Genomic DNA, 15,572 nt, shown 5'->3' with positions numbered 1-15,572 from the left:
TTATGTATAAAAATATTGTAATTGAAAAACAAATCTCCTCCCTAAATCCTGATACAACTCAAATATCAATTAATCCTAATGTCCAAGATAAAATAGTTGAACATATACTACTTCAATCAGGTGGAGTAGGTTTAGGATTTATACTAGCTTTTATAGGTTCAGTTTTTATTTCTAAATGGTTAGGTATACCTGAATTTATTAACAGGTGGATGGATAAATTAGATAGTGAAACTGAATCATTACGCTGTTTAGCCAATGCAGTTACTTCACTAGCTAAAGATTCAACAAATAATCATAATAAATATGTTACTGATCATCAACATATTTTAAATGCAGTTTCAGAAGTGAAAGAAGAAGTTAGAGATATCAAAAGAAAGTTAGAATAAATATTTTCTAATGTGTAATTAGCCTAATATTTCATTTATAAATTATGATATCTCTGAGATGTAGTTATTTAAGAGGTATCTTTTTTGCATTCAGCTAGTAATTCTTATAAAGAAAGTGCAGTTTATAAACATAGATATAAGTCAGGTAGAAGACCTGAACCTAAGCGGTGTTTTGTTATTAAAAAAGATGGAACACAATGTAAAAATAATTTGATGATTGGCTATAACTGTTGTGCTACTCATGGGGGTAAAGCAGCCAAAGCTAGAATCACACATGGTCTACATTCTAAATTAGTTAAAGAAAATAATATGAGAGCAATTAAATCATTATCTGCCAAGGAAAGAAAGGAGTTATTAACTACTGATTACAGTAAAGAAACTTTATTAGACAATAGCATTATGCTGTCTGATGCCATGATTGGTAGGCTTATTGACCATCAATCAGAGTTAATAGAAAGGTATAACACAGCAATCCAGTTAAGTGATTCTGTAACGAATTCTACTGCTAGAGAAGCTGAGGTAGCTGCCAATAATATCAATGGTTTGAGTAAAGCTATCACTGATTTATCTAAAGTTATTCAGATTCATCAAGCTCAGATTAATGCTACTTTAAAAACTAGAAAAGACCTCAGAGATAAGAATGAAAATGAACTTACACTCAAGGCTTTGTATGAACAGTTAAGTGTAGACCCCAAAGAATTAATCCAAGATTTAGTTAAAGCCTACCTAACATCTAATCCTGAAACTAAGGTTGATGAATTATTTGCTCTTAAACCAGCAGATGTGGAAATTGAATATGAGTTAGGAGATGATGACTAATGGATTTTAACTCTATCCCTTCTGATTTAGAGGGCATTCTTAAGTCAGAAACATTGAGATATCAATTTATTGCTGGTGCTAATGATCCTGTTCTATTTGTTAAGTATTTCCTTGGTGAAAAAGTAAACCATTACTTAAATGAAGTTGAAAGAATACATCCTGAAACAGGTGCAATAGTCAAAGGACATCCTAAACAGAGACAATGGTTAAGGCAAGCTGTAAATGCTCAGGAGGGGGTATTAAAAGCAGGGTCTAGAAGTGGGAAAACTTTTGTTACTGCTCTCATGCACTTATGGTTTTTATTCTATAGGAAAAGACCTAACAGTTCTGTGTTTTATGGTGACTATAGTAAAAGATTTCAATCAATTAACTGTGCGCCTTCTTTAAAGCAAGCAAAGTTAGTTAAGGATGAAATAATCAACCTAGTTAATGATAGCCCCTTCTTGACCAGCATAGGCTTCATTAAACACATTTCTGATGGACAGCAACCTTTTATAGAAACTTGTTTTAATAGTATTATTTGGTTTCAAGCTACTGTTCAAAAGGGTAGATTTATTTTAGGTTTCTATTTAGATATAGCTACATTGGATGAGTCTGCTTCTGAATATGCCCTTGAACATTTGAGAATGAAAATATTAAATGTCAGAGGTACTGAAGTTAGTGGACGTAAATACTTTATCTCTACTCCCCAAGGTGAAGGTGACACTGCTGGACAGGGTGCTATTTACTTTAGGAAAATGTGGAATGAGTTTAAGGAAAGGAGACTTAAACAAGATAAATCTGTAGTGATTGCTGAGTTTAGTCAATTTGATAATCCTGTTAACCCTGAAGAAACAATCAGGTCAAATATGGTGAACATGACTCAAGCTCAAGTCAGAGAAGAAGTCTATGGTAAATTTGCTAATTATGGAGCTACTTTCTTTGCTGGTAGTTATCTAGATAAAGCTATTGAAAAGGGTGAAAAGCATATTTGTTTCTTCGCCTATGATGACCCAGTTACAGGACATTGTTTACCTGAACATGGTGCTAGTTTGGAGTTTCCATATCTACCTAAAGGTGGTCCAGGTTCACAGTTTTTTACTGGGGTAGATGTAGCTGGTTCTACTAATGGGGATAGTACAGTTTTGATCACACTTCAGTTTATTGACAGGGAGTTGAGAATTGTTGCTTTTGAAAGGATTAGCAAAACTCCTCTGTTTGATCAGAATGGCTGTATTGAGAGGGTTAGGCGTAGGTTAAATCAATTCCCTGGTGAACTTTATTATGATTCTACTGCACTGGCTGGACAGTATTTGAAGGAGTCATTGGAGAAGGAATTACCTGCTGATTTAGCTGAGAAATGTATACCAATTAATAGCACCAAAAAACCTGGTAAGAATCAAAAGCATAATCACAAAACTTTAATGTTGAGTAACTTGGCTGGTGCGGTGGAGAAAGGTAAATTGGTAATTCCTTATGATGAGCAGGACAGGTTAAAGCAACTCAAGACTGAGTTAAGGTTTTATAAACTGGATGATAAAGGATTAGCTACTGATTGTGTTATGGCTTTAGCTTTAGCTGCTTATGCTTGGAAAAGAAGAAGAAGTGCTAATATCTATGGTGATGATTTGTGGGGTGAAGAGGAACAGGAAGTAACTGAGTTTTCAATGTTGAGGGCTGCTTAAATATTAGTTTTTATAAACAAATAAGTTAAATTATCTTGAAATGTGGAAAAATAACTATTATGTCACTTCCTGAGTTTGGATACTCTTCATAGAGGGTTTTTAGCAAGTTCCCAAATGCGGTCGCTCACTAATTTAGTAGCTACATTTTTAGCTTTCTCAAGCTGTTTAGCAGAACATACATTTTTCTCCAGTTGAGGATTACCATATACTAAATAAACAGCTACTACTTTTAGTTCACTGCTATAAGAGTATTTTTTATTTTCAATAAAATTTACTATTTGCTCAGTAATTAAAACATCATTTAACTCTGCTTCCTCTCCTATCTTGTTGAAGACTTCATTATAGTTAGCTTTATCTTCTTTAGGAAATAAAGATAAAAATACGTACCTACATAGGGATAACCTTCTGTACCTTTCTATCAGTACATCATAAAGAATATCCTCATCAGTGTAATGCAGTAAGCTGTTTACTAAGTTATTCATATATTTAGTTGGAAATGAAGATTTAGAGAAAGTCAATCATACTGGAAATAATATCCATTTCCTAATCTATGGATGAACATTTCCCTAAACCTTTTCTCTATGTTCTCTAGTAGAATTCTAGGAATTGGGAGATTGATTAGGTTGAGGACTACTAAATCTATTTTTTCGTTTTGGTTTATTGGAATCTCTTAGTGACAACTTGATTATTGAAATGCTTACCTGATTAATGTGTTGAATCAACACAAAATCTTGATTGTCTTTTTGATCTGTTAACGTGAATGTGATTAAAAAAGGAGATTGATAGTGTAGAGAGGATAAATAAAACTTATCAGTTTGACTAAAGTTTGCTAACTTCACTCCAACTTCATGATCATCCCCCATCATTTCATCATACTCATCAAGTGAAGCAACCAATTGATTATAGAAAGCCTTTGGAGAATTTTTATCATAGATATCAGTAATTACTTGTGCTGTAGTTGTATCAGTGTTTGGAATTAAGCCTGATGCTTTAATGTCAAAATCTCCAGCCATTATTAATACCTTCGTTGAGTGTTAAACTTAGTATAGAATAAAGATTACCCAACTACCAGTAAAATAAAAATAAACCATAGCTTTTTTTATAAAAAGCATAATATGAGGTCATGAATACTCCTTTTTTAGTTATGTGTAAAGTTAATTGTAAGAACCTATGAAACCATCCAAGTCCAAAAAATTATCCCAAAGATTATCCAACCAATCATTCCTCCTGAAAAGAAACCTAGCTCTTGGTAATTGGGATGAGTTTTTTTTGCATAATATGTAAGAGAATCATAAATATATATTGTTGGGTAAAAAGTAAAAAGTAATGGTATTAAACCAGTTATTCCAGGTGTTCTTCCTATTGCTAAAGTCATAAATGATTGCATAAAGAAAATACCAACTGGCTTACTGTTGATTAAATATCCTTTTTCTTTTGCTATTGCAAAAATACGTTTTGTTAATGAATATATAGTTATGCCTGGAAAAGCTCCACATAATACAGGAATAATATTTAAATTTTGTAACTTTTTAATAAAAACCCAGTTTTTATAGAACCAATAATAAATATATAAACCCCCTGTAATGATGCAAAGAAAAATGTATCTAATGGGAGATTGAAGTATTAGAATATTTAATAATTCTGGTCTTTCTGTAACACTGAAATTTGTAGAAGTATTTAATTCTGTAATGTCTTTTGCATCAGGTTTAGTATTGTTGAGTAAATTTATGGAGATCATCACTGGAGCAATCAATATACCCTGACCTAGACCAGATATAATAGGGTTTTTATCTGTTTTAAGTAAAATGCCTATTATAGACAGTATTATTATTTCTAATACAGGTATTATTCTTGTAGATAATTGAGAAATATTCTGTGATTGGGGGATTTCTTGCTTATTAGAATTACTTACAGGAACATTATTTCTAACTATATCTTGACGATATTGGTTAGCTACTGCTGATGAGTCATAAGTTGATACTGAAGTTTCATTGGTTTCATTAATTGGATTGCTTAAAGGTTTTGGATCAAGTTCTTGTACAGGCTGTTCTTGGTTTTTATTATCAGAAATTCTAGTTTGATATAACATAGGCTCTATTTCCTCTATTACATCAGCACAAATTCCTTGACGTAAATTTAATCCAGCTAACATTATTGGATCTACACATTTTTGTTTTAAGATTTCTATTTGATTAATTTCTTTATTAATAATAAATATTAAACTACTAAATGCTTCTTTAGCATTATAGTTATTCCCATTTGATTCTTTTATAACTTCCTCAATACTTTTTCTTATACCTATCAGGCAAGGAATTATATATAAGGTGTAACTTTCTTTAAGGGCAATAGAAACGTCATTTTGCGAAGTAAACTGAGATGCAGCTTCTTCAGATTTTGTAATTTTAATTCTTATATGTAAATCAACTATTGTTAAAAAATCATTGGTAGTTCTTAGATGCACCATTTATTTAAATCCTGTGATTATGATATAAAAATTTAATCTACTTTCACTAGTGAAGGACAATAAGCAAGACTCTTAGAGAGATAAGAGCCTGAGAATGCTTGATTTTAGCAATCTACCCAAGTAAATCTGTGGCTGTAGTTTCCTTAGATACCACAACACATCAGTCTTATTGGCAACAATGTAATGGGCGTGAACTTAATCACAGTCAACCTTTACACTGCTGGTACAAGGGGAGTAAACTTAATCACAGTCAACCCTTGGGTTTTGTAATGATTGCAACCTTTTAGACAATAGCATGGGTGTAGTTAGGTTGTCAACAAGGACACCTAACCTATTGTGATAATTATCAAGGTTAACTTACTACTTAATATTTCTTAATATAGTTGCCTTGACTTACTTTGCATAAACTTGCATACTATTAGGAGTGAAGGCACTAAAAAAAACCAACCAATAAGCCAAAAAGCTTACTGCATTGGAATTTCGGGGTTATAGCGCAGTTGGTAGCGCACCTCAATGGCATTGAGGGGGTCAGCGGTTCGAATCCGCTTAGCTCCATGCAAATTATAATTAATACTTTAGTGGTTGTACCAATGGCGTTAAGGGCAGCGATCGCTAAACTCGTGCCAATGCGATGATCTGTATGGCTATCTACTTCCGCACCGACTAAGGGAGTACCGCCGGTGATTTCCATCCCGTCCGGTAGTTCGCTGATTTTTGCCCCCATTTTATTGAGTTGTTGTGCCATCACAGTAATGCGATCGCTCTCCCTATGATGCTAACATTTTCGTATTAACAACAAGTTCTCACATATTCTTGAAAAACTGGAGATAATTTAAACAGAATCTTATCTTCTTTGATTTTCGTGATTAAATACCGTTGTTGTAAGGATTGTAACCCATTATTAAAATCAACTGAGGATAAATTTAAACTTTGTCTTAATTCTTCTCTGGAAATAGGGTTTTCAAATTTACTTAGTTCTAATACTATTTCTTGTTCTTGGGGTGATAGGTGGTGAAATGTCTCTTGAAAATGAGACTGCATTTGATTGGTAATATGTAAAGTATTTTCAGCTAAAAAATCAGCAACTTGATCATCATAATTTTTATTGATTAGGATACTAATACTTTTTAAATAAATTAAATTACCTTCATATAATTTGATTAATTTTAACCAACTATCCTTATTTTTTAATCCGGTATTTTTGAGAATTTCTGGATTATCTAAACCTGATAATTCTAAAGATTTAATAGGATATAGTTCTTCATCTAAACATTCCATTTCTGGACATTGTTCTTGACTAATTAATATGACACTACTTTGATGTTGGGTTTCTGTAATCATTTTGAATAGGGTTTGATAATCTTGATATTCTGGTTGATATTTTCCCGCGAATTGACCAGGAATAAATATATTTTGTAAATCATCAAGGATAATTAAACATTTTTTATTTGTGAGAATATCAAATAATTGTTTTAATTTATCATTTATTGTTGGTAATGAGTCTAATTTGTGATGTTTTAGTAAATCATCAAGTAATAAATCTAGAGATTGAGGAAATTTTAAACTTCTCCAAACTATAGCATCAAACTTTTGTTGATGTAAGTCTATAAATCTTTTAACGAGTGTGGTTTTACCAATACCGGATAATCCTAAGATTGAGATTAAATGAGTATTTTGATTTAATATCCAATAGAAAAGGGTTTGCAGTTCTGTTTCTCTGTTATGAAAGGTTATGATTTGTGGCGCTAGGGTTAAATCGTAATTATTTGATTTAGATTGAGTATTAGTTGAGTTATCCAGATAATCTGAATTTGAATTATATAATATTTGTGATCCGAAATTCACACAAATATTTTGAGATAATGGTGATAACGAAATATTTAATCTCTTAAAAGTAGAACGAAAATTTGCTTTTTCTAAATTTTCACCTAATTCTTCAGACAACAATTGTAATAACTTCGCAGCAACATTTCTAACTCTACTTTCGCTACGGTTACATTCCTCTGCAATTTCTTGATACGTTTGATCTTCCCAAAGTCCCTTAATGATTGACTCCTGAAGATCATCTAGGTGTTTCCCTTTTTTAGCATAAACCAATTCATCAGCCAATTGTAAAATTTCTGTTACAGTCATAAATGCAATAATTATAAGATTTTCAGGCATTATACACTTTTTGAGCAAGATATTTCAAGATAATTTAAGATACTAGATAAAATATTTTGTAATAAAAGACAAGATAAGATAAGACAGATTAGAATTGCAACCAACAATAATAAAAAGCTATAAAAGTATTTAGATTTATTTTTTTACATTTTTGGTCTTAATTAATCATTTTTTTATGTCAGAAATCACACTTAATAAAACATGGAAGCAAGTCCTTAATATTTTTTATTTAGCTGACGAAATGAAAGATCAAGAGTTGATTGATCAAATTCAATGTCTTGATCTTCCTAATACTTTGATTAATGGAATAATTGCTTCAATAAAAGGTGATACATTATTAATTAATGAATATTTATCTAATTTACCACCGACTTACCAAGATATTGTTGCATGGTTAGCTCCTGTAAAAATTAATAATCAAAAACGTTATGCTTGGATGATTGGAAAAATATCCTCTGTACTTTTTGATGTTCATTCTCGATTTGATCACGCAAGTCTCAAAATATGTGATGATCCAATACTGATGTGCAAATATGAGCCTAAACCACTGATGTTTATTGAAATAATCGCAGTTTCTCGTTTTAAAGAATCAAATGTATCTCAAAATGTTGATAATTTGTATGATCCTGATGATTTTGCTATTTTTCAAGTTGGCTATAAAAATCCTGCCAAAAAGATTGATCCTTTTGATCAAAGATTGATTTTAAATTCAATCCTACTTAAACACAATTTTGCAAATTCAATTAAGATAGCATCAAAATTTATTATTGAATTACGAGAAACCGACTTAAACTTAATTAATTCTCAATCTGAATTTTTATCAATATTACACGCTGAAGGACATAATCGAGGACATTTTGCAGGAGCTTGGCCATTTAATAATGATAAACGTTGTTTACTTCATCAAGCTGTAGAAGAATTTCGTGCTTGTTTAAATACAATTAAATGGTCTGAATATTTAGGTTTAAATGATTATCAGATGAATATTTTAGCTTTTGGTATATTTGCTGTTAGATTTTTTCATTTTGGGTATAGAGCCTATATAAATCCAGTTAAAAACCGTCAAACTATTCGTGAAATATCAGTAGGATTAATGTTTTTTGAAGTATTACACCAAAGCAATGTATTGCAAATTAATACAGATAATATATTTGATTGTCATTTTCAATTAGACAAGGTTAAAGAAACTTTAATCAAAACTCTTGAAATTTTGAATCAGCAAGAATTTGAAGCAAAAAAGCAAGGAATTGAACGTTTAAGAGAAGTAGGAATTTTTTGGCATAAAATTGCGTACCCAAATGCTAATATTTCTTTAGAAGCAGAAAAAATATACAACAAAATAACTGAAAATAATTATAAAAATACTAGCAACTTATCTTAATATTTGTTATTATAATTTTAACCAAATTTATTGAGGATTGATACTATGAATTTAGAACAAAAAAATGATCAATATGACATTGAACAATTAACTCTTTTAACACCTTTTGACAAAAAGGTTTACAAAAATAAAATTAACTTCAAATCAGGTGGTCTTTTTGTTGAGAGTAATGTTTTAGAATCAGCAGAACCCTTAGAACCTTGGATTAATTCTCAGGAGAATAATGTCACCTTGAGTTAATCACATAATAAGCATAAGCATAAAAACTAGTTCTACTGAAATCTCTCAGTAGAACTAGTTTTTTGGTAAAAAATTTTAGCAAGTAGGTTGGGTTGAGGAAACGAAACCCAACATTCAGAATCTATAGTTAAAGGAGTATCTTTTAAACATCCTGATGTTTCTTCAAAAAAATTAGCAGGCCAACCTTTTCCTTTTGGTTTATTGTCCTGTTGAAAATTATCACTAGGTTTTAAAATAATAGTAATGGTTAAATCAGTATTAATAATATTTACAGGAATATCTAAATGTAATATTCCATCTTGACCAACATGAGAATTTAAAGTTATTGTTTCCATATAATTATTTATTTCAAAGTTCATCAATAATTTTTTCTGTTTTGTTAAAATTAATCCCTAAAATTACAGATAATGCTTGTTCTAATTTAAATAAATAATCATCTTCTAAATGACCAATAATTTTGTTAATTCTTAATTTATCTATTACTCTAATTTGCTCACATAAAATAACTGAATCCTGTTTTAAGCCTCCAATATTAGCGGGTATAAATACATGAGATGTTAAAATAGTTTGTCGAATTTTTGAAGTCAAAGGTACAATAATTGTATGAGGACTGACTTTATTTGCTTGATCTATTTGTACAATTACAACTGGTCTAATTCCTGCCTGTTCTGTTCCTCTAACTGGATTAAGATCACATAAAACAATATTTCCTCTTTTTATATCTACCACTTAATTTCTCCTTTTGCCAATCTATCTTCATAATCTTCTAAATTAGAAAGATAATCATTAAAATCAGATTCAGCTATTTCTAAAGATTCTCCAACATCTGGATATAGTTTTTCATAACCATTAAATAATTTTCTTTTAGCTAATTGCTCAAATAATAAATATTTTTCTTCACCGGAAAGAGACTCAATTGATTCCACAATTTTATTGATAGTTTGATTCATAAAACATCTCCTATTGTTTATGGTATTGATATTATATCACAAACCACTTAACCTATCCCCTAATAAATTTCCTTTTTGTAATTCCGTAATAAAAAACTGAGTATCAGAGCGAATATCTCGATACTTTTTGGCTAAATATTTTAAATTCCTCTGATATTCAGTAGTTAAATCAATATTAATTAAGAAAGACTCATTCTGCATCAATTCCTTCCCACATTTTTTCTAAAGGTATTCTTTTTCCTCCCTGCAATTTGGGTACGAGTTATGGAAGCGATATAATAGTATTATTTTCCTACTGTTACAGTCAGTTTATCCAACTCTAAAATTTCATTCTTAAATTGTTCCAATAATTGAAAAAATAAATCACAAGCTAATTTTTCATCCTCTACTTGAGACAAAATAATACTTTCCCAACCTTCAGTAGAATTAATTTGATATTTTCCTTGTATCCATTTCTGAAATTGAGCAAATTGTTTTTCTTGTTGTGTTAGTTGTAACCCTAACTCACCTCTGGACATACTGTAACCCATCAATAACATTTTTAACCGAGTTATAGATACTTTTCCTAAATACATTCCTGGGCGTTGTTTAATTCTAGTTAATAACTCATAGAGATATTCTTGACTATTTTTATTACCATTAGCGATAGTTATATCTAGCATAATTTTCTCCTGAATATTGATTAAAAGTTTTCTTCAATGACTATTAACTCTTGTCCTAAATGAATTTTACCAAAAAATTGAAAATTAGCTAACCATTCTACCTTTGCTACTCCTTGAGGATGATGATTGTCAAAAACAATTTCTATCCCATCTATTATAACCATAACTCCTTCATGATATCCTGTTTCTGAAATGGCATCACCTCCAATACTATCATCATAAAGAAAACAATTACGATAATCTAAATCAGCTTGTGTATTAATTGTAATTAGTTTGCCTTGGATTCCTACCAGTTGTAAATAGTTTTTTATAGCTACAGCACATTGAACACATTGTAAATTAGCATAACTGTTAGCTATTTCTGCTAAATATTGTTTTTGTTTTAGTGTTAAATACTTCATTTATTTTTAAATCTACTACTTAATTTCTCCTTTTGATAATCTATCTTCATAATCTTCTAAATTAGAAAGATAATTATTAAAAATTTTCATCTTATTTGATAATTTCCGATAAACTAAAATAGTTGCATAAGTTACAATAATATTATACTAAAAAACAAATATGCAACAACTAATCATTCAAATTGCTGATAAAGAAAAAGCACAGATGCTATTAAAACTTATTTCTGCTTTAGATTTTGTTAACTCTGTAGAAGTAATAGAAGATAACACTAATATATTTGATGATGAGCAAGATTTTTTTTCCTTGGCAGGAATCTGGGAAAATAGAAATATTACTACTGAGTCCATTCGTCAAGAAGCATGGAGACAAGAAACGAAATGATTTTATGTGATACAAATATTCTCATAAAATTTTATAAAATTCATATTACCATTAAACCTACTTTTAATCCTAAAGACTCTAGCAATATTCGTAAAAGATTAAATTCAATTTCACCTGTTTCTTGAAGTTTTTCTGCAAATTTCATGAGAGTTTTTTGAACATCTTTAGACAATAAATTTACCCCGCCTCTTGCTTCAATTACATTAAAAAAGGCTTTTTTAATCATCATTGGATCACCTTCTTCTAGCACAACTTCAAGATAAACTGCTGCTTCAGAAGTATCTTTTAAAGATTCAATTAATTCAGTATGATAACTAATACTTTTAGGCATTGTCTTGACTCCTGTAATCTTGCCAATAATCTTGAGCTTGACGAATATCTTTATTTTGTCTGCTTTTATCGCCACCCCATAGCAATAAAATGATCACATCACTTTCTTCTCCAAAATAAATTCGATAACCAGGACCATAATCAATACGCAGTTCATATACTCCTTCACCAACAAACTTACAATCTCCTAAATTTCCCTCTTCTACTCGGTCTAATCTTGCTCTAATTTTAGCTCTAGCTCTAGCATCTTTCAAGGAATCTCGCCATTCTAAGAAAGGAGTAGTTCCTTCTAAAGTTGTATAAATCCTAATTTCTTTAGGGGTTGCCTCCATCATATCTATATGCAAAAAAGATTTTACAGAACGAAACCTAACAATTGTATCAAATTTTAATTAAACGATGATTAACGTACTTACCTGAGCAAAATTTAATCAAAATCCCTGTACCTTTTCCCTATCCCCTGTCCCTAAAAATCATTGACAAATTTCCCGTAGTGTGTTTGTGAAGTTGGGATAAGAAATAGCAGCAGCTTCAGCGCGGTGAATGGTGGTTGTACCAATGGCGTTAAGGGCAGCGATCGCTAAACTCATGGCAATGCGATGATCTGTATGGCTATCTACTTCCGCACCGACTAAGGGAGTACCGCCGGTGATTTCCATCCCGTCGGGTAGTTCGCTGATTTTTGCCCCCATTTTATTGAGTTGTTGTGCCATCACGGTAATGCGATCGCTCTCTTTGACCCTTAACTCCTCCGCATCTCTTATAATTGTTGTCCCCTCAGCAAAAGCCGCTGCAACTGCCAAAATGGGAATTTCATCAATTAACCTGGGAATGATATCACCAGCAATCGTACAGCTTTTTAAACCACCGGAACGGACACGGATATCAGCCACAGGTTCTCCCGCTACTTCCCGTTGATTCTCTAGTTGAATATCTGCCCCCATGAGTTCTAAGGCTTCTAAAATGCCAGTACGGGTAGGATTCACACCGACATTTTCGACTACCAAATCTGAACCAGGAACGATCGCCCCAGCCACTAACCAAAAAGCCGCTGAACTGATATCACCAGGGACAATTACAGTTTGTCCGTAGAGTTTCGACCCACCCGTAATTGTGACGCTATTGCGGTCTGGATCTATACTTAATTCTGCTCCATAAGCCCTTAACATTCGTTCACTGTGATCCCGTGACAAAGCGGGTTCAGTAACGGTGGTTTGTCCTTGGGTGTTTAAACCCGCCAGGAGGATGCAGGATTTAACTTGCGCCGAAGCAATGGGAGAATGATAATGAATGGGCTGGAGGGCTTGTCCTTGAATGGCTAGAGGTGCTAAAGTGTTACCCTTACGTCCCCAAATTTGCGCCCCCATTTGTTGCAAAGGCTTGACAACACGGGACATGGGACGCGATCGCAAAGAACTATCACCTGTCACCGTGAAAAATCGCCCTGGATGGGATGCTAACAACCCCAACATCAACCGCATCGTTGTTCCAGAATTACCAGCATCTAAGACATCTACAGGCTCTTGAAAATTGCCTAAACCGATGCCTTTAACTTTCACCAATTCTGTATTTAGTTCCGAAATTTCCGCCCCTAGCGCCCGAAAACAGGCAGCAGTGCTACGGGGGTCTTCACCTAACAGCAATCCTTGAATTTGAGTTTCACCTTCAGCGATCGCCCCCAACATCAAAGCGCGATGGGAAATAGACTTATCACCAGGAACTCGGATACGTCCCTGCAAAGACAATCCAGCCGCAGGGCGCTGAATAATTAAGTGATCAGAAGAGTTTGCTTGAGTTTCTAAATTAATAACAATAGCTGACATTAGGATACAATGACTTTTGAATAGAATAAAAGCTAAACAGCGACTTGTTTATCACTATTCACTTCCAATTTAGTATCCTACCGCTTTTTGGTAACTATAATCCTTCTTCTGGTAGATAGCAGGTAACAGGTAATACCATATTGAATGGTTTAGATTAACAAATCAAAATATTTGCTAACGATGAAGCAGGTTTTACTATTTATTAGATATCTTGCTTAAATGTCTTGTGTTTTGTTGCTTTCACCAAAAACGTCAGCCGTAACGTTAAATAACAGGCAAAACTGGCAATTTAGAAAATCGCTCAACTTTTATTCTTTATTTGTAACCCCTCACACTCTCATGCTAACTCACCACCGCAAACCCGTATGTTTATCAATGATTTCCACGGACTTACCGATTTGGTCTGTGGTTGACACTGCTGGAACTTTAATCCAAAAGGATACAGATAAATTTCATTTACTATTAACTGCACCACCTCTTATTAGTTGTGAAGTAGGCAGTTATTTAAATCCAGAAGATACAATTTACCCAACTAAAAACAATTTTTCTCCTCCCAGCAGTCCCAGAATTTTATGGCTGGAAATTTCATCTCGGCGGTTAATTATGACAATGCAAGGTAATGCACAAGTCAGTTACCGCCACTTTTGGGAATTAGGTGTTTATGGCATTAGTCGTTTCTGGTTGCCAAATGAATCATTACAACCCCATCAACCTATCCGTTTGCGTAATTTTACCAAAAGTTTTACTCTTAGCGGGCATCCTTTTCCAGAGAATCTCCGTTTAGAATACGAATTATGGACAGGAAAAATCCAATTAGGGCGTTATATTCTCAATTTGGAAATTCAGCATTGAAGGGAATAGGTGACAGGTGACAGGTGACAGGTGACAGGTGACAGGTGACAGGAGGTAGGGGAGGTAGGGGAGGTAGGGGAGGTAGGGGAGGTAGGGGAGGTAGGAGAGGTAGGGGAGGTAGGGGAGGTAGGGGAGGTAGGGGAGGTAGGGGAGGTAGGGGAGGTAGGGGAGGTAGGGGAGGTAGGGGAGGGGGCAGGTAAGAGTTTTACCAATTACCAATTACCAATTACCAATTAAGTAGGTGAACACAATAAAACCAAACTGTGTAAAGAAATGTAAAATCGCCTAAACCCTCTTCACTCTTGCCTCTTGCCTCTTGCCTTTTGCCTTGCCATAACGACAATTTTCAACGCCAACCTACTTACCAATTACCAATTACCAATGACTAATAATTAGGTTCATTACCTACTTTCCATTTGATATTGCAACCAATACTCGGTTTTTGTTCACTTGTCACAGGTTGATTATTTAAAACTGCGGTAATAGCTGATCTTAAGTCTTTACCTGTTACGGGTTGATTATTACTAGGACGACTATCATCTAATTGTCCGCGATAAACGAGTTTTCTGTCGCCATCAAATAAAAAGAAATCTGGTGTACAAGATGCCGTATAAGCTTGTGCTGTTGCTTGAGTTTCGTCGTAACAGAAGGTAAAATCAAAACCCAATTCTATACACATTTCTTTTAATGATTCTGGGGCATCATTAGGATAATTTTGAGCATCATTAGCACTAATGGCAATAATCCCTAAATCACTGTTGCTGTAATCTTGATCTAATCTGGCTAATTCTTGTTGAATATGCTTAACAAATGGGCAGTGCCGACAAATAAACATGATTAACAATGCCTTTTTATCGGCAAAATTATCAAGAGAAATCGTTTTTCCAGATACTACTTCTGGTAGATGAAAATCTGGTGCTTTCGTGCCTAGAGGCAACATTGTGGAAGCTGTTAAAACCATAATTTTTTAAATGTTTTGATCAGGGTTTTTTCTAATAATAGAATAATCCATCTTGATTTAGAAAAATTACCAAATTCGAATACATAACTTATTA

21 protein-coding genes, 1 tRNA gene and 1 pseudogene are annotated in these 15,572 nt (G+C 32.9%); 8 read left to right on the top strand and 15 right to left on the bottom strand.

Annotated elements, in window-relative coordinates; all coding sequences use genetic code 11:
• The first annotated feature begins 2 nt into the window (after positions 1-2).
• The 3 genes from HEQ36_RS10820 to HEQ36_RS10810 all read left to right on the top strand — a co-directional run bounded on the left by HEQ36_RS10820 (position 3) and on the right by HEQ36_RS10810 (position 2,869).
• On the top strand, positions 3-386 hold the full coding sequence (locus HEQ36_RS10820) for a hypothetical protein (RefSeq protein ID WP_168636431.1): 384 nt from the start codon (positions 3-5) through the stop codon (positions 384-386).
• Between the two features lie 84 nt (positions 387-470).
• On the top strand, positions 471-1,205 hold the full coding sequence (locus HEQ36_RS10815; protein ID WP_168636432.1) for a hypothetical protein: 735 nt from the start codon (positions 471-473) through the stop codon (positions 1,203-1,205).
• Positions 1,205-2,869 carry a hypothetical protein gene (locus HEQ36_RS10810; RefSeq protein WP_168636433.1) on the top strand — a complete coding sequence of 555 codons (1,665 nt, stop codon included), beginning with the start codon at positions 1,205-1,207 and terminating at the stop codon, positions 2,867-2,869. The genes HEQ36_RS10815 and HEQ36_RS10810 overlap by 1 nt, the downstream gene beginning before the upstream one ends.
• Before the next feature lie 86 nt (positions 2,870-2,955).
• On the opposite strand, the gene HEQ36_RS10805 is transcribed toward HEQ36_RS10810, so the two are convergent.
• From HEQ36_RS10805 to HEQ36_RS10795, 3 genes are all read right to left on the bottom strand, one after another.
• Positions 2,956-3,351, bottom strand: a complete 396-nt coding sequence (locus tag HEQ36_RS10805) for a hypothetical protein (protein WP_168636434.1) — start codon at positions 3,349-3,351, stop codon at positions 2,956-2,958.
• A 117-nt stretch (positions 3,352-3,468) separates the two neighbouring features.
• Positions 3,469-3,882, bottom strand: a complete 414-nt coding sequence (locus HEQ36_RS10800) for a DUF6173 family protein (protein WP_168636435.1) — start codon at positions 3,880-3,882, stop codon at positions 3,469-3,471.
• Positions 3,883-4,037: 155 nt separating this feature from the next.
• Positions 4,038-5,333 (bottom strand): hypothetical protein, encoded by a 1,296-nt coding sequence (locus tag HEQ36_RS10795; RefSeq protein ID WP_168636436.1) that lies wholly within the window; start codon positions 5,331-5,333, stop codon positions 4,038-4,040.
• Positions 5,334-5,815: 482 nt separating this feature from the next.
• Here HEQ36_RS10795 and HEQ36_RS10790 point away from each other — a divergent pair.
• Positions 5,816-5,888 (top strand) — tRNA-Ala (locus HEQ36_RS10790).
• A gap of 19 nt (positions 5,889-5,907) precedes the next feature.
• Here HEQ36_RS10790 and HEQ36_RS10785 read toward each other — a convergent pair.
• A pseudogene (locus HEQ36_RS10785) lies at positions 5,908-6,099 on the bottom strand (3-phosphoshikimate 1-carboxyvinyltransferase); the annotation flags it as partial.
• A 23-nt stretch (positions 6,100-6,122) separates the two neighbouring features.
• Positions 6,123-7,466 carry an ATP-binding protein gene (locus HEQ36_RS10780; RefSeq protein ID WP_168636515.1) on the bottom strand — a complete coding sequence of 448 codons (1,344 nt, stop codon included), beginning with the start codon at positions 7,464-7,466 and terminating at the stop codon, positions 6,123-6,125.
• A gap of 205 nt (positions 7,467-7,671) precedes the next feature.
• On the opposite strand from HEQ36_RS10780, the gene HEQ36_RS10775 reads away from it, so the two are divergent.
• Together HEQ36_RS10775 and HEQ36_RS10770 are read left to right on the top strand one after the other, a co-directional pair.
• Positions 7,672-8,877, top strand: a complete 1,206-nt coding sequence (locus HEQ36_RS10775; protein WP_168636437.1) for a hypothetical protein — start codon at positions 7,672-7,674, stop codon at positions 8,875-8,877.
• 45 nt (positions 8,878-8,922) lie between these two features.
• Positions 8,923-9,117, top strand: a complete 195-nt coding sequence (locus HEQ36_RS10770) for a hypothetical protein (protein WP_290707659.1) — start codon at positions 8,923-8,925, stop codon at positions 9,115-9,117.
• Between the two features lie 32 nt (positions 9,118-9,149).
• On the opposite strand, the gene HEQ36_RS10765 is transcribed toward HEQ36_RS10770, so the two are convergent.
• From HEQ36_RS10765 to HEQ36_RS10740, 6 genes are all read right to left on the bottom strand, one after another.
• Positions 9,150-9,452, bottom strand: coding sequence for a hypothetical protein (locus HEQ36_RS10765; protein WP_168636438.1), 303 nt, complete (start codon positions 9,450-9,452; stop codon positions 9,150-9,152).
• 13 nt (positions 9,453-9,465) lie between these two features.
• Complete coding sequence (locus HEQ36_RS10760; RefSeq protein WP_168636439.1) at positions 9,466-9,846, bottom strand: type II toxin-antitoxin system PemK/MazF family toxin; 381 nt, start codon at positions 9,844-9,846, stop codon at positions 9,466-9,468.
• Positions 9,840-10,067, bottom strand: a complete 228-nt coding sequence (locus HEQ36_RS10755) for a hypothetical protein (protein WP_168636214.1) — start codon at positions 10,065-10,067, stop codon at positions 9,840-9,842. The genes HEQ36_RS10760 and HEQ36_RS10755 overlap by 7 nt, the downstream gene beginning before the upstream one ends.
• A gap of 36 nt (positions 10,068-10,103) precedes the next feature.
• Positions 10,104-10,268: a hypothetical protein gene (locus HEQ36_RS10750; RefSeq protein ID WP_199308331.1), complete on the bottom strand. Its 165-nt coding sequence runs from the start codon at positions 10,266-10,268 to the stop codon at positions 10,104-10,106.
• Positions 10,269-10,351: 83 nt separating this feature from the next.
• Positions 10,352-10,729, bottom strand: a complete 378-nt coding sequence (locus HEQ36_RS10745; RefSeq protein ID WP_168636440.1) for a hypothetical protein — start codon at positions 10,727-10,729, stop codon at positions 10,352-10,354.
• 20 nt (positions 10,730-10,749) lie between these two features.
• Positions 10,750-11,130 carry a papain fold toxin domain-containing protein gene (locus HEQ36_RS10740; RefSeq protein WP_168636441.1) on the bottom strand — a complete coding sequence of 127 codons (381 nt, stop codon included), beginning with the start codon at positions 11,128-11,130 and terminating at the stop codon, positions 10,750-10,752.
• A gap of 160 nt (positions 11,131-11,290) precedes the next feature.
• Here HEQ36_RS10740 and HEQ36_RS10735 point away from each other — a divergent pair, with 160 nt between their 5' ends.
• On the top strand, positions 11,291-11,512 hold the full coding sequence (locus HEQ36_RS10735; protein WP_168636442.1) for a hypothetical protein: 222 nt from the start codon (positions 11,291-11,293) through the stop codon (positions 11,510-11,512).
• 40 nt (positions 11,513-11,552) lie between these two features.
• Here the strand turns inward: HEQ36_RS10735 and HEQ36_RS10730 are convergent, their stop codons facing one another.
• The 3 genes from HEQ36_RS10730 to aroA form a co-directional block, all read right to left on the bottom strand.
• Positions 11,553-11,843 carry a DNA-binding protein gene (locus tag HEQ36_RS10730; RefSeq protein ID WP_053537953.1) on the bottom strand — a complete coding sequence of 97 codons (291 nt, stop codon included), beginning with the start codon at positions 11,841-11,843 and terminating at the stop codon, positions 11,553-11,555.
• Entirely contained in the window at positions 11,836-12,174 is a 339-nt protein-coding gene (locus tag HEQ36_RS10725) for a type II toxin-antitoxin system RelE/ParE family toxin (RefSeq protein ID WP_053537952.1), read from the bottom strand. The genes HEQ36_RS10730 and HEQ36_RS10725 overlap by 8 nt, the downstream gene beginning before the upstream one ends.
• 141 nt (positions 12,175-12,315) lie before the next feature.
• The gene (aroA, locus tag HEQ36_RS10720; protein ID WP_168636443.1) at positions 12,316-13,665 is read right to left on the bottom strand and encodes a 3-phosphoshikimate 1-carboxyvinyltransferase; all 1,350 of its coding nucleotides are present in this window, start codon (positions 13,663-13,665) and stop codon (positions 12,316-12,318) included.
• A 339-nt stretch (positions 13,666-14,004) separates the two neighbouring features.
• Between aroA and HEQ36_RS10715 the strand changes: the two genes are divergently transcribed.
• Complete coding sequence (locus HEQ36_RS10715; protein WP_053537950.1) at positions 14,005-14,517, top strand: hypothetical protein; 513 nt, start codon at positions 14,005-14,007, stop codon at positions 14,515-14,517.
• A 385-nt stretch (positions 14,518-14,902) separates the two neighbouring features.
• On the opposite strand, the gene HEQ36_RS10710 is transcribed toward HEQ36_RS10715, so the two are convergent.
• The gene (locus HEQ36_RS10710; protein WP_168635727.1) at positions 14,903-15,478 is read right to left on the bottom strand and encodes a thioredoxin family protein; all 576 of its coding nucleotides are present in this window, start codon (positions 15,476-15,478) and stop codon (positions 14,903-14,905) included.
• Between the last annotated feature and the right edge of the window lie 94 nt (positions 15,479-15,572).

Source organism: Anabaena sp. 54, assembly GCF_017355725.1.
Lineage (GTDB): Bacteria > Cyanobacteriota > Cyanobacteriia > Cyanobacteriales > Nostocaceae > Dolichospermum > Dolichospermum heterosporum.
Note: the sequence above shows the minus strand (reverse complement) of the source record. Positions and strands in the feature narration are given on the sequence as shown.